The sequence below is a fragment of the Agrobacterium sp. CCNWLW32 genome (assembly GCF_037083425.1).
Classification (GTDB): domain Bacteria; phylum Pseudomonadota; class Alphaproteobacteria; order Rhizobiales; family Rhizobiaceae; genus Agrobacterium; species Agrobacterium radiobacter.
The window spans coordinates 15,562-28,064 of the sequence record NZ_JBAOJM010000015.1 but is presented as its reverse complement, the minus strand read 5'-3'; the positions used below and the strand labels follow the sequence as shown (position 1 = coordinate 28,064).

11 protein-coding genes are annotated in these 12,503 nt (G+C 60.6%); 3 read left to right on the top strand and 8 right to left on the bottom strand.

What is annotated here, in order from left to right:
- Positions 1-56 precede the first annotated feature (56 nt).
- From secG to V6R85_RS22615, 3 genes are all read right to left on the bottom strand, one after another.
- The gene (gene secG / locus V6R85_RS22625) at positions 57-512 is read right to left on the bottom strand and encodes a preprotein translocase subunit SecG (protein WP_003502931.1); all 456 of its coding nucleotides are present in this window, start codon (positions 510-512) and stop codon (positions 57-59) included.
- Between the two features lie 115 nt (positions 513-627).
- Positions 628-1,398: a triose-phosphate isomerase gene (gene tpiA, locus V6R85_RS22620; protein ID WP_087744079.1), complete on the bottom strand. Its 771-nt coding sequence runs from the start codon at positions 1,396-1,398 to the stop codon at positions 628-630.
- Between the two features lie 211 nt (positions 1,399-1,609).
- On the bottom strand, positions 1,610-2,491 hold the full coding sequence (locus V6R85_RS22615) for an alpha/beta fold hydrolase (protein ID WP_080866159.1): 882 nt from the start codon (positions 2,489-2,491) through the stop codon (positions 1,610-1,612).
- Between the two features lie 224 nt (positions 2,492-2,715).
- Here V6R85_RS22615 and parE point away from each other — a divergent pair, with 224 nt between their 5' ends.
- Together parE and V6R85_RS22605 are read left to right on the top strand one after the other, a co-directional pair.
- Positions 2,716-4,830 carry a DNA topoisomerase IV subunit B gene (parE, locus tag V6R85_RS22610; protein WP_035212455.1) on the top strand — a complete coding sequence of 705 codons (2,115 nt, stop codon included), beginning with the start codon at positions 2,716-2,718 and terminating at the stop codon, positions 4,828-4,830.
- Between the two features lie 67 nt (positions 4,831-4,897).
- Positions 4,898-5,788 carry an NAD-dependent epimerase/dehydratase family protein gene (locus V6R85_RS22605; RefSeq protein WP_111834437.1) on the top strand — a complete coding sequence of 297 codons (891 nt, stop codon included), beginning with the start codon at positions 4,898-4,900 and terminating at the stop codon, positions 5,786-5,788.
- A gap of 8 nt (positions 5,789-5,796) precedes the next feature.
- On the opposite strand, the gene V6R85_RS22600 is transcribed toward V6R85_RS22605, so the two are convergent.
- Genes V6R85_RS22600 through V6R85_RS22590 form a run of 3 tightly spaced genes read right to left on the bottom strand, consistent with a single transcriptional unit; the run spans position 5,797 to position 7,116 of the window.
- Positions 5,797-6,405: an ATP-dependent Clp protease proteolytic subunit gene (locus tag V6R85_RS22600; RefSeq protein WP_111834438.1), complete on the bottom strand. Its 609-nt coding sequence runs from the start codon at positions 6,403-6,405 to the stop codon at positions 5,797-5,799.
- A gap of 43 nt (positions 6,406-6,448) precedes the next feature.
- Complete coding sequence (locus V6R85_RS22595) at positions 6,449-6,805, bottom strand: SRPBCC family protein (RefSeq protein ID WP_003502941.1); 357 nt, start codon at positions 6,803-6,805, stop codon at positions 6,449-6,451.
- Entirely contained in the window at positions 6,802-7,116 is a 315-nt protein-coding gene (locus V6R85_RS22590; protein ID WP_003502944.1) for an ArsR/SmtB family transcription factor, read from the bottom strand. The genes V6R85_RS22595 and V6R85_RS22590 overlap by 4 nt, the downstream gene beginning before the upstream one ends.
- A 156-nt stretch (positions 7,117-7,272) precedes the next feature.
- Here V6R85_RS22590 and V6R85_RS22585 point away from each other — a divergent pair, with 156 nt between their 5' ends.
- The gene (locus V6R85_RS22585) at positions 7,273-8,832 is read left to right on the top strand and encodes a phospholipase D family protein (RefSeq protein ID WP_107675587.1); all 1,560 of its coding nucleotides are present in this window, start codon (positions 7,273-7,275) and stop codon (positions 8,830-8,832) included.
- Positions 8,833-8,854: 22 nt separating this feature from the next.
- Here V6R85_RS22585 and V6R85_RS22580 read toward each other — a convergent pair whose 3' ends face one another.
- Complete coding sequence (locus V6R85_RS22580) at positions 8,855-9,688, bottom strand: response regulator (RefSeq protein WP_111834439.1); 834 nt, start codon at positions 9,686-9,688, stop codon at positions 8,855-8,857.
- Between the two features lie 160 nt (positions 9,689-9,848).
- Entirely contained in the window at positions 9,849-12,362 is a 2,514-nt protein-coding gene (locus V6R85_RS22575) for a GcvT family protein (RefSeq protein ID WP_003502951.1), read from the bottom strand.
- Positions 12,363-12,503: the final 141 nt, after the last annotated feature.

The window sequence follows — 12,503 nt, the reverse complement described above, 5'->3', positions numbered from 1 at the left end:
AACAAAAGAAAACCGGCAGGCTTTTGGCCTGCCGGAGCGTTAAATCAAAACCGGGCTTATTGACCGGTCGGAACTGCGTTCGGATCGGCGGGCTGCGCCGGTGCCGGGGCGGCCGTGCCGGAAGCGGCAGGGGCCGGTGTCGTCTGCGCCGGAGCGGCCGCACCATTATTTGTCGGAACGCCATTTTCAGCCGGAGCCGGGGCCGGCGTCGTTGCCGGACCGAGCGTGTCGAGAATGCCGTTGCCCTGACCCTGCGTGGCCGGAATACGGTTCAGGATGTCGGTCGGGCGCGATTCGTAGCGGGTCATAAGACCAAGGCCGAGCGACGTCAGGAAGAACAGCGCGGCGAGGATGCCGGTTGTGCGGGTCAACGCATTGGCCGTTCCGCGCGCGGACATGAAGCCCGAACCGCCGCCGATACCGAGGCCGCCGCCTTCGGAACGCTGAATCAGGACCACGCCGACAAGCGCCAGCACGATCATGAGGTGAATAACAATCAAAACGGTCTGCATGACAATCCATTCCATGCCCCGCGCGGAGCACCATAAAGAAGGTTTTGCGGCTCTTTACATGAGGCGACGGCTTATTCCAAGCCCCTTTCCCGCCACTCGTGCAGGAAAGCTTGGATCAAGCCGTCAGTTGCTCGTATGCCGCATAGATGGAAAGGAAGTCGGAAGCTTTCAAGCTCGCACCGCCAATCAGCGCACCATCGACGTTCTCGACGCCCATCAGTTCCAGCGCATTGGCCGGCTTTACCGAGCCGCCATAGAGGATGCGCATGGTCTTGCCGGCATCGCCGAAGCGCTTGACGAGTTCGTCGCGCATGAAGGCATGGGCCTCGCGCACGTCTTCGACCGTCGGCGTCAGGCCCGTGCCGATTGCCCAGACAGGCTCATAGGCGATGACGGTATTTTCGGCCGTCGCCTCATCCGGCAGCGAGCCGGCAAGCTGGCGCTTGAGAATATCGAGCGTCTGGCCCGCCTTGCGCTCATCCGCCGTCTCGCCGATGCAGACGATGGCGATGAGGTCGGCCTGATGGGCGGCAGAGGTCTTGGCGCGGACCAGATGATCCGTCTCGGCATGGTCGGTGCGGCGCTCGGAATGGCCGACGATGACATGGGTGCCGAAGCAGTCGGCGATCATCTCGGCGGAAATATCGCCGGTATGAGCGCCGGATGCGTTCTGGTGGCAATCCTGCGCGCCGATCATCAGCGGGCTGTCATCACAGAGCGCTGTTGCGACATAGAGCAGTGTCGAGGGCGGGCAGATCAGCGCATCCACCTTTTCGGACAGCGCGCCCTTGACGCCTTCTGCCATGGCCTTGATCTGATCGAGCGAGGCACGGGTGCCGTTCATCTTCCAGTTTCCGGCAACAAGCGGTCGAACATTCGGCGTCATGCGTATCCATTCCCTTTGTCTCTGGCCCCGCCTTTGGCGGCGCCCCATCCCTCAGCCGCAAGCGGCCCTTAATCACGACAGAAATACTGCCGGAAATCCCGGGATATTCCTTTAACCGCAGAAGGCCGCAAATGGTACAAAAAAGCGGCCCTTAGGTTCAAAACGACGGCCGATTTCGCAAATTTCACCGCCGCTGACCCAAATTGAGGCCTCAGCGGCTCAAAATCCAGTTCAAAACCGCCCGCCAGTCGGTCATGCGCACCGGCGTGCCGTGGCTGCCGGTCTCATACCGCGTGAACCGCGCCGGCTCACCGGCCTTCAGCAGGGTACGGAAGATCGTCGCCTGCTGATCGACCGAATAGACCTTGTCGGCGCTGCCATGGGTGAACCACACCGGCTTCCTGGCCTTGGCAAAGGCACTTTTCGGAAAATCGGGATCGACCGCACCACCGAGGATCGCCATGCCCTTGAGGTTGGCGACAGCAGCCTTGTCGCGGCTGATGCCATAGCAGATGAAGCTGCCCATCGAGGCACAGGTCAGTACGACCGGCTTCCCGCCCGATTTTTTGGCCGCATCGGCAATCAGCGCCGCGACATCTGCAACGCCGTTCTCATCGAAGGAACGCACGCTCGGCGCATAATAGGTGCCACCATTGGCGACGGCCAGATTCTTCAGCCGGTTGAAGTTGCCGCCGAAGGTGTAGTCATTCATGCCGAGCCGCCGGTCACCGCCGCGCCCGTGGATGAAGATGACGGTGAATGCCTGACCGCTTGCCGGCCCGACGCGCCCCACCTCGAGCGCCCTGCCCTCGACCGACACGGTTTCAAGCGCCTGCGCCTTCTTCGGCGTCATATCGACATATTGCCGCTTCACCCGCCGCTCCGGCACTTCGTCGCGGCCGTTGATGTCGCGCATTTCCTGATAGTCGATGACCTCGGATGCGCCGCCATCTCCGGTGGAAAGCAACGTCTGGGCGGAAAACAGCTCATCCTTGAAGGGGCGCAGCGGCCCGTCGGAGGCCGAAGCCGCAACCGGCATGGCCGCAACAGTCAGGCTGAAAAGAGTACAAAACGTGAAATGAGCTGTGGACATGCCTTGGCTAACCGTTCATTCGTGGCTGCGAGACTTGCCATTGCAAGGCCGGCAGCGCAATCCTCCTGTTGCGAAACCCTGACACAATCGTGGCATAGGATGCGCCGCGTTTGCCCGACGGACCCACTTCAATCGGACGGGAACCGCGTTTGGCGTTATGATTGACGCTACTGGCATAATGATTCGCATGGCGAAATTCTGACACACGCTTTTGAACTTTGGACATGATGGACGACAGCAACGATCTCTTCTCCGGTCTTCCGGCAGCACGAAACAGCGATACGGAAACGAACGAGGACGCCGCGAAGACGCCGGCGACCGCGGCCGCCAACGTGCCCGCCAACCTGAATGTGCAGCCGAAACCCGCAGCCGTTGCGGCCGTCACGCCGCCTGCCCCCGTGTCTCCTTCTGGTGACGACTACGGTGCTTCGTCGATCCGCGTGCTCGAAGGGCTGGAACCGGTGCGCATGCGCCCCGGCATGTATATTGGCGGCACCGATGAAAAGGCGCTGCACCACCTCTTTGCCGAAGTCATCGACAACTCCATGGACGAGGCCGTCGCCGGCCACGCCAACTTCATCGAAGTCCATCTCGATACCGAAGGTTTCCTGACAGTCACCGATAACGGCCGTGGTATTCCCGTGGAAAACCATCCGCAGGTTCCGGGCAAGTCGACGCTCGAAGTCATCATGACCAAGCTGCATGCCGGCGGCAAGTTCGACGGCAAGGCCTATGAGACATCGGGCGGCCTGCACGGCGTCGGCGTGTCCGTGGTCAATGCGCTGTCCGATCTTCTGGAAGTGGAAGTGGCGCGTAATCGCAAGCTTTACCGCCAGCGTTTTTCGCGCGGCGCGCCGATCGGCGGGCTGGAGGAGCTGGGCGACGTGCACAACCGTCGCGGCACCCGCGTGCGTTTCCATCCGGACCCGCAAATCTTTGGCGATCACGCCAAGTTCGAACCGGCCCGCATCTTCCGCATGGCCCGCTCCAAGGCCTATCTCTTCGGCGGCGTCGAAATCCGCTGGAGTTGCGATCCCGGCATGGTGCCGGCCGGCGGCGAAATCCCTGAGAAGGCCGTGTTCCATTTCCCCGGCGGCCTCAAGGATTATCTTGCCGCCACGCTCGGCAAGGAATTCACCGTCACCCGCGAGATTTTCTCTGGCCGCACCGAAAAGACCGGCGGCCACGGCGCGCTGGAATGGGCCGTCACCTGGTATGGCGGCGATACGCAGATTCATTCCTATTGCAACACCATCCCGACGCCCGAAGGCGGCACGCATGAGGCGGGTTTCCGCATCGCGCTCACCAAGGGCCTCAAAAATTACGCTGATCTGACGCAGAACAAGCGCGCCAAGGACATCACCACCGACGACGTGATGATCTCTGCCGCCGGCATGCTCTCGGTCTTCATCCGCGAGCCTGAATTCGTCGGCCAGACCAAGGACAAGCTCGCCACCGTCGAGGCCCAGCGCATCGTTGAAAACGCGCTGCGCGATCCCTTCGACCACTATCTCGCCGGCAATCCGGGCGAAGCGGCGAAGCTGCTCGACTGGGTGATCGAGCGCGCCGAAGAGCGCCTGCGCCGCCGCAAGGAAAAAGAAGTCAACCGCAAGACCGCGGTGCGCAAGCTGCGCCTGCCCGGCAAGCTGGCGGACTGCGCCCAGAACACGGCGGAAAATGCGGAACTCTTCATCGTCGAGGGTGACTCGGCGGGCGGCTCCGCCAAGCAGGCCCGCAACCGCGCCAATCAGGCCATTCTGCCGCTGCGCGGCAAGATCCTCAACGTCGGCAGCGCCAGCCGCGAAAAGCTCTCGGCCAACCAGCAGATCGCCGATCTCATCCAGGCGCTCGGCTGCGGCACCCGCACCAAATACCGCGAAGAAGACCTGCGGTATGAACGCATCATCATCATGACCGATGCCGATGTCGACGGCGCCCATATCGCCTCGCTGCTCATCACCTTCTTCTATCAGGAAATGCCGGAACTCATTCGCGGCAATCACCTCTATCTGGCGGTGCCGCCGCTCTACGTCATCCGTCAGGGCGCCAAGAGCGCCTATGCCCGCGACGACGCCCACCGCGCCGAACTGATGGAAACCGTCTTCAAGGGCAAGAAGGTCGAAATCGGCCGCTTCAAAGGCCTTGGCGAAATGATGGCCCAGCAGCTGAAGGAAACCACCATGGATCCCGAAAAGCGCACCTTGCTGCGCGTCGAGATCGACGATGTGGATTTCGAAGGCACCCGCGAGGCCGTCGACAATCTGATGGGCACCAAGGCCGATGCCCGCTTCCGTTTCATTCAGGAACGAGCGGCCTTCGCGGATAATCTGGATATCTGATCATCCGGATGCACCCCTGAAAGGCAGCGCATGGCGCTGCCTTTTGTGTTGATGTGGAGGGAACCTCATGCGGATAGTGCTGACGGGCAGTTCCGGTCGGGTCGGCCGCGCGATTTTCAGCGCCCTGGCCGGCAGGCACGATGTTACCGGCATTGACCGCTCCCCCTTTTCCACCACTCACATTGTCGGCGATTTCGCGGACATAAAACTGCTGCGTTCCGCTCTGGAGCGAGCGGATGCGGTGATCCATGCGGCAGCGCTCCATGCACCGCATGTCGGCATCGTTCCAGACGCAGAATTTCAGCGCATCAACGTCGACGGGACGCGCATGCTGGCGGAAGCGGCCATGGCGGCGGGTGTGCCACGGCTGGTTTTCACCAGCACCACGGCGCTTTACGGACAGGCGGTATCTGCAGGGTCCTGCACATTTATCGATGAAGAGACGCCGCCCCGGCCGAAAAGCATCTATCACCGCACCAAGCTCGAAGCCGAGCAGGTGCTGGCGGAGATGGCCGGCCCGCATCTCGCCGTGCGCGTGCTGCGCATGTCCAGAAGTTTCCCGGAGCCCGCCGATGTGATGGCGGCCTACCGGCTGCATCGCGGCGTCGATATCCGCGATGTCGCCGATGCCCATGTGCAGGCGCTGAGCAATGCTGGAGACGATTTCCAACGCTATATCATATCGGCCGCGACCCCGTTTTCCGCTGATGACTGCGACATTCTCGCTCGGGATGCAGCCTTCATCCTGCGGCAGCGGACCCCGGCCCTCGCCGCCACTTTCGCGCAGATGGGGTGGACGTTGCCGGCGACCATTGACCGGATCTATTCACCCGCACGCGCCGCAGAGGGGCTGGGCTGGACATCCCGCTTCGGTTTCGAGGAAGTAGTGGCTGAGCTTGCCCGGTGCAGCCTGGAAGTCCTGCCAGCAGGCGCCAATATCAGCCGGAAATCCGAGTAAGTCCGGCCCTATGCCGCCGCATCCTCGCGGACTTCCAGAATGCGGTCGATCAGGCCCCATTCCAGAGCCTCCTGCACCGTCATGAAGCGGTCGCGATCCATCGCCCTCTCGAACTCCTCGTAGCTGCGCCCGCAATGTTCGGCATAAAGCCGCGTCATGCGGTGTTTTGTCTGCCTGATTTCCTCGGCGTGGATAAGCATGTCCGACGCCTGCCCCTGAAAACCGCCTGATGGCTGGTGAATGAGGATGCTGGCATTGGGCAGCGCCGTCCGCGTGCCGGGTTCGCCCGCCATCAGCAGGAACGAGCCCATGGAACGGGCCGTCCCCATGCACAAGGTATGCACCGGCGCGCGAATGTAACGCATCGTGTCATACATGGCGAAACCGCTGGTCACCATGCCACCCGGCGAATTGATGTAGAGATGGATCGGCTTCTTCGGGTTTTCCGCTTCAAGAAACAGCAATTGCGCGCAAACCAGCGCGGAAACCGTATCGTTCACCTCTCCGTTGAGGAAGATGATCCTCTCGCGCAACAGGCGGGAGTAGATGTCGAAAGACCTTTCTCCCCTTGACGACTGTTCGACTACCATAGGGACGAGTTGCATCGTTTCGCGCATCGGCGAACTCCTGTCGTTTAAGAATATTGGGAAACGTGCCGGATCAGGCTGCGAGCTTGATCGGCGAACCGTTGTGGTTTGCGGCGGCCTTCGTCATGCGGCCGGTATTTACGGGCAGGTCATGAATGATGCGCAGGCTGGTGCCGCCACGGTCATTCGCTGCGATCTGGAACGTGACGGTGCTTTCCAGAAATGGCGGATGATCCTCCCGCAGCCGGTAGCAGACCTCCTGCCCCGGCGTGGTTTTTATCGCCTCTGATTCCGCCAGGGCTTGCCTCGGCAACCAGTGTTCGCGAAAAGCGGGAATGCTGATCGCACGCCACACTTTCTGCGGCGGCTCGTCCAGATCATATTCAAGCTCCAGACCGTTTTTCGGTGCTTCCGGTATTTGCCTGTTCATTGATCCATATCCTTCAGCAGGAGCTTCAGAGCCTCGATGCGCTGCGGCCAATAGGCGCGATATTTGGCGAGCCATGCCGCAATGCGGGTCAATCCTCCCGGATCGACCTCATAATTGACGAAACGGCCCTGCCGTCTTTCAACCACCAGCCCCGCCCCGCGCAGGACAGAAAGATGCTGCGACATGGCCGGCTGGCTAATCTCGATGCCTTCGCGCAAGGCGGAAGCGTTCATGGCGCCGTCCGCCAGCTTCTCGAAAATGGCGCGGCGTGTCGGATCGGCCAGCGCACGGAAAATATCGTTCTCAGTCATGACAACACATAAGCACACACTTATCTGATTCACAAGTCCCTTCGGCGGGCGGAAGGCAGCGTTTTTCATCCACAGCGTCCAATTCCGTGAACGCTTTCTCCCCTCGCGCGTTTTCACTGCGCCTGATACTCTTCGGGCCGGGAGCGATCAAAACAAGTGACTGCATTTACGGTCTTCATCATCATCATTCTTCTCCTGGTCATAGGACCGAGCCTGTTCGTCGTCATCGGCAAGCAGCGGGAAAAGGCCATTCCCAAGCGCCCTTCCACCGCCCTGCCCGTTGCCGAAGATGAAACGGCGCTGGACCGGCACTGGCAATCGATCAGAAACGGCTGGAACGAGAAGAATGCGCTCTGCCTCTTACATTCCAATCTCGATGCCTTTGCGGTGCGCGTGGCGGCGGCCCGGGCGGCGGGGCGCAGCCTCGATCTCATGTATTACATGTGGAATGCCGACCTGACCGGACGGCTGATGATGCGCGAAGTCATCGCCGCCGCCGATCGCGGTGTGCGCGTGCGTCTGCTCCTCGACGATCTCGGCGTTTCCATCTCAGACCGTATCTTCCACGCCATCGACAGCCACCCCAATATCGAACTCAGGCTGTTCAATCCCACCCGGGCGCGGGAAAACATGCTGCATCGAGGCATCGAACTGGTGCTGCGTTTCCGAAGCGTCAACCGGCGCATGCATAACAAGGCGTGGATTGCCGATGGGCGGGCCGTGATCGTCGGCGGACGCAATATTGGCGACGCCTATTTCGATGCCGCCGAGCGCGCGAATTTCCATGATTTCGATATTCTCGGTTTCGGCAGGATCGTCGCCGACGCCACCGAAATATTCGACGATTACTGGAACAGCGCCGTTTCCGTTCCCGTGCGGTCGCTTCTGGCAAGACGGCCAAACAAACTCGCCAAATTGCGCCGCGAACTGGATGCCCTGCCGAAAAGCGAGGCGGCCAAACCCTATCTGGAACGCGTCGAAAGCCAGCATGGCCGCGACCATTTCCTGATGTCGGACCGTCTGCACTGGGTCGAGGCGGCGGATATCCTCGCCGACCCGCCGGAGAAAGCGGCGGGCAAACGCCGCAAGGGTCATAACTTCCTGATGGAGAGCCTGCTGCCGCTGATGCAGGCGGCGGGTGACAGCCTGCACATCACCTCCCCCTATTTCATTCCCGGCAAACAGGGGGTGGGAATATTCCTGCAACTCGCCGAAAATGGCGTGTCAGTCGCCATCCTCACCAATTCGCTGGCGGCGACCGATGTTGCCGCCGTTCACGCCGGTTATGCCCGCTATCGAAAACCGCTTCTCTCCGGCGGGGTGCATCTGCATGAGCTGCGCGCGCAGGCGGATCAGTCGAACTTCACCCTGCGCGGCTCGGGACAGGCGAGCCTGCACACCAAGGCCTTCACCCGTGATGGCAAGAGCGGCTATATCGGCTCGCTCAACTTCGATCCACGCTCCGCCTCGCTCAATACGGAAATGGGCGTCGTGTTCAACTCAGCCCCGCTGGTTGCCCGCATGGATGAGATATTCGCCGACGAAATCCGCCGCACCATGAGCTTCGAGCTGGAAATCGACAAAGGCAGGCACATTGTCTGGATGACGGAAGAACAGGGGCGGACGAAAACCTACCGGCGCGAACCCGACGCCGCCATCAGCCGCCGCATCGTCGCCGGTATCATGCGCTTCCTGCCGTTTGAATCGCAGCTTTGACAGGCCGTCACGCCGCTCCCCTTCAGGCCGCCGGCCTGCCCCCCGCTTTCGCCAGCCGTATCTGAACCAGCGTATCGAGGTTCTGATTGACGCGGCAATAGAACTCCTCGTCGATGAAGGGCCGCAGCATGAAATCATTGCCGCCCGCCTTCAGGAACCGTGCGGAAAGCAGCCGGTTGGTGGAGGAAGACACGCCGATGATGCGCAGCTCATGCGACCCGCGCACGGTGCGGATGCGCCGCGTCAGTTCGAAGCCGTCAATGTCGGGCATGTTATAGTCGGTCACCACGAGGCCAATATCGGAATTGGCCTTCAGGATTTCGAGCGCCTTGGCGCCGCTATCTGCCAGGCTGACGCGGAAATTATAGCGCTTGAGACGGCTCGAAAGCAGCGCCCGCGCCGTCGGGCTGTCATCAACGATCAGCACATGGTGGCGGTGGTTGGTGAGAAAGCGGCAGACGGATTCCGTCAGCATATCCACGGCGAAAATATTGTCCTTCAGGATATAATCGACCACATCCTTGGCGATCAGCGTTTCGCGCGTCCCCTCGTGAAAGGTGCTGGTGAAAACGATGGTCGGGATCGAAAGATCGATCAGATATTCCAGCGCCTCGCCCTTTTCCGCCCCCGGCAGGTTGATGTTGGAAATCGCCAGCGTCACCGGTTCGGGAGAATGTTCGTAACAGGCCTGCAACTCCTCGAAATTGCGGCACACTTCCACGGTAACGCCCAGTAATTCATTCAGGCGCATGCTCACCATCTGGGTGAACACATTTGTATCTTCCGCCAGCAAGATGCGGCTGTTGGTAAAAGGCACGCCAGAATATTGCATGCCCGTAATGCCCAGGAAATTCATTCTGCCCCGATCCCCCATCGTATGTCAGGGAAAGATAGCAGGCTCATTTTTCAGAATGATTAATAACACTTTTGCGTGAAAGCCAGTTGAGCACATGCTTACTTAAAAGGAAATACGGCCCGCGAGGGGCCGTATTCCGACTTTGGGAGGGGATGTGGTCTTATACGCGCAGAAGCGCATTTTCGGTGTCGAACGGGCTCTCTTCAACCACTTCGGCATCATAGGACGTGCCGAGAATGCGGATCTTGAGCTTGGTGCCGACGGCCGCATAATCCGGCTTGAGCATAGCGAGCGCAATTGACTTGCCCATGCGCCAGCCGAAACCGCCGCTTGTCACGCGGCCAGCAAGCACGCCGTTTTCATCAACGATTGCTTCCGAACCGCGCGCATCGACATCCGTATTGCCTGATACGGTCAGCGTCGAGAACACCCATTTCGCGCCGGCTTCCTTGTAAGCCACCAGCGCATCGCGGCCGATGAAGGATTTTTCCGGGCGCACGAAGCGGTCGAGGCCGGATTCATAGGCGTTATATTCAACCGACAGTTCGCGGCCCATATTGCGGTAGGATTTTTCGAGCGACATGGACACCATGGCGCGAATACCGAAAGGCTTGATGCCGAATTCGGCGCCCGCTTCCATCAGCCGGTCGAAGATGTAGTTCTGCATCTCGATCGGATGGTGTAGTTCCCAGCCCAGTTCGCCCACGAAGTTGACGCGCAGCGCATGCGCCGTCGCCACGCCGACGGAAATCTGCTTGCCGGTGAGCCAGGGGAAATCCTTGTTATCAAGGCTGGTGCGAGTAAGCTTCTTCAGGAGATCGCGCGACTTCGGACCGGCCAGAACCAGCACGCCGTATTTCTGCGTGATCGGCTGCAGCACCACGGACCCGTCGGTGGGCGCAAGGCGGCGCAGCACGTCATGGTCATGCGTCTCGAGACCACCGGCCGAAACCATGTAGAAGCGGCCCGGCGCCCACTCATAGACGGTGAATTCCGCCTTCACGCCGCCAGTCGGCGTCAGAAGATGGGTGAGCGCGATGCGGCCACGCTTCTTCGGCACGATGTTGGCGAGAATGCTGTCGAGCCATGCCCGTGCACCGGGGCCGGAAACCTCCATCTTCGCGAAGGCGGACATATCAAGCACGCCGACATTCTGGTGAACGTTCTTCACCTCGTTGCCGACATGTTCGAAATAATTCGAGCGGCGGAAGGACCATTTTTCAACGATACGGCCATCATCCAGAGCCGGCGCATGATTGTGGCTGGTGATGACATCGGCCCCCACGCCCAAGTCTTCCTCGCGCAGCGAATAACCTTCCGGCGCATACCAGTTGGCACGTTCCCAGCCATAAACCGAGCCGAACACGCCGCCGAGCTTCTTCAGGCGGTCATAAACCGGCGTGGTCTTCAGCGGACGGGCGGCGGAACGCTCCTCATCCGGATAATGCATGGTGAAGACGTTGGCATAGGCTTCCTCGTTCTTGGCGATGAGGTAACCTTCCGTTGCGTAAGGCCCGAAGCGGCGCGGATCGACACCCATCAGGTCGAGCGTCGGCTCGCCGTCGACGATCCATTCGGCCAGCTGCCAGCCGGCGCCGCCGGCGGCGGTGATGCCGAAGGAATGGCCTTCGTTCAGCCAGAAATTCTTCAGGCCCGGTGCGGGACCGACAATCGGGTTGCCGTCGGGCGTATAGGCGATAGCACCGTTATAGACCTTCTTGATGCCCACTTCGCCGAAGGCCGGAACACGCACCATGGCGGTTTCGATATGCGGCATCAGGCGGTCGAGTTCTTCCTGGAACAGCTCATATTCGCTGTCGTCGGAGGGGCCGTCGACATAACAGACCGGCGCGCCGACTTCGTAAGGACCGAGGATCAGACCGCCCGCTTCTTCGCGCATATACCAGGCCGAGTCGGATTCGCGCAGAACGCCCATTTCCGGCAGGCCCTGGCGGCGACGTTCCTGAATGGCCGGGTGCGGCTCGGTAACGATATACTGATGTTCGACCGGAATGACCGGAATGTTGATGCCGACCATCTCGCCGGTCTTGCGGGCAAAGGAGCCCGTGCAGGAGATAATATGTTCGGCGATGATCTCGCCCTTATCCGTCGTCACCTTCCAGTGACCGTCTTCCAGCTGCTCGATGGCGGTGACGGTGGTGTTGCGATAGATGGTCGCGCCACGATCACGCGCACCCTTGGCCAGCGCCTGCGTCAGATCGGCGGGCTGGATATAACCGTCATCCGGATGCTGGATGGCGCCCAGCAGGCCGTCCGTCTCGCAGAGCGGCCAGATTTCCTTCACCTGCTCCGGCGTCAGCATGTTGACCCGCACACCGATGGTCTCGGCAATGCCGGCATAATACATATATTCGTCCCAGCGATCCTTGGTGCGGGCGAGACGGATGTTGGAGACCTTGGAGAAGCCGACATTCATGCCGGTCTCTTCCTGAAGCTCCTCATAGAACTTGACGGAATATTTGTGGATCTGGCCGACCGAATAGCTCATGTTGAACAGCGGCAGAAGCCCGGCGGCATGCCAGGTGGAACCCGAGGTGAGCTCCTTGCGCTCGATGAGAACGCTGTCGCTCCAGCCCTTCTTGGCAAGATGATAAAGCGTCGAAACGCCGACGACGCCGCCACCGATCACCACCGCCCGTGCATGTGTCTTCATTTACAGAACCCCTGAAAAGCGCCGGCCTTGCCTTATTCCGCCGACATTGGATGGGAGGAATATGAAGCGCTTGTCGACCGTTCAGCCGCCTGATTGCGACATGGCCATAGGGTGCTGCGACAGGGAAGAAATTGCCTCCAC

Excerpts from the sequence above, each read along its gene's own strand:
- secG (WP_003502931.1), bottom strand. The coding sequence starts at position 512 with ATGCAGACCGTTTTGATTGTTATTCACCTCATGATCGTGCTGGCGCTT.
- tpiA (WP_087744079.1), bottom strand. The coding sequence starts at position 1,398 with ATGACGCCGAATGTTCGACCGCTTGTTGCCGGAAACTGGAAGATGAAC.
- V6R85_RS22615 (WP_080866159.1), bottom strand. The coding sequence starts at position 2,491 with ATGTCCACAGCTCATTTCACGTTTTGTACTCTTTTCAGCCTGACTGTT.
- parE (WP_035212455.1), top strand. The coding sequence starts at position 2,716 with ATGATGGACGACAGCAACGATCTCTTCTCCGGTCTTCCGGCAGCACGA.
- V6R85_RS22605 (WP_111834437.1), top strand. The coding sequence starts at position 4,898 with ATGCGGATAGTGCTGACGGGCAGTTCCGGTCGGGTCGGCCGCGCGATT.
- V6R85_RS22600 (WP_111834438.1), bottom strand. The coding sequence starts at position 6,405 with ATGCGCGAAACGATGCAACTCGTCCCTATGGTAGTCGAACAGTCGTCA.
- V6R85_RS22595 (WP_003502941.1), bottom strand. The coding sequence starts at position 6,805 with ATGAACAGGCAAATACCGGAAGCACCGAAAAACGGTCTGGAGCTTGAA.
- V6R85_RS22590 (WP_003502944.1), bottom strand. The coding sequence starts at position 7,116 with ATGACTGAGAACGATATTTTCCGTGCGCTGGCCGATCCGACACGCCGC.
- V6R85_RS22580 (WP_111834439.1), bottom strand. The coding sequence starts at position 9,688 with ATGAATTTCCTGGGCATTACGGGCATGCAATATTCTGGCGTGCCTTTT.
- V6R85_RS22575 (WP_003502951.1), bottom strand. The coding sequence starts at position 12,362 with ATGAAGACACATGCACGGGCGGTGGTGATCGGTGGCGGCGTCGTCGGC.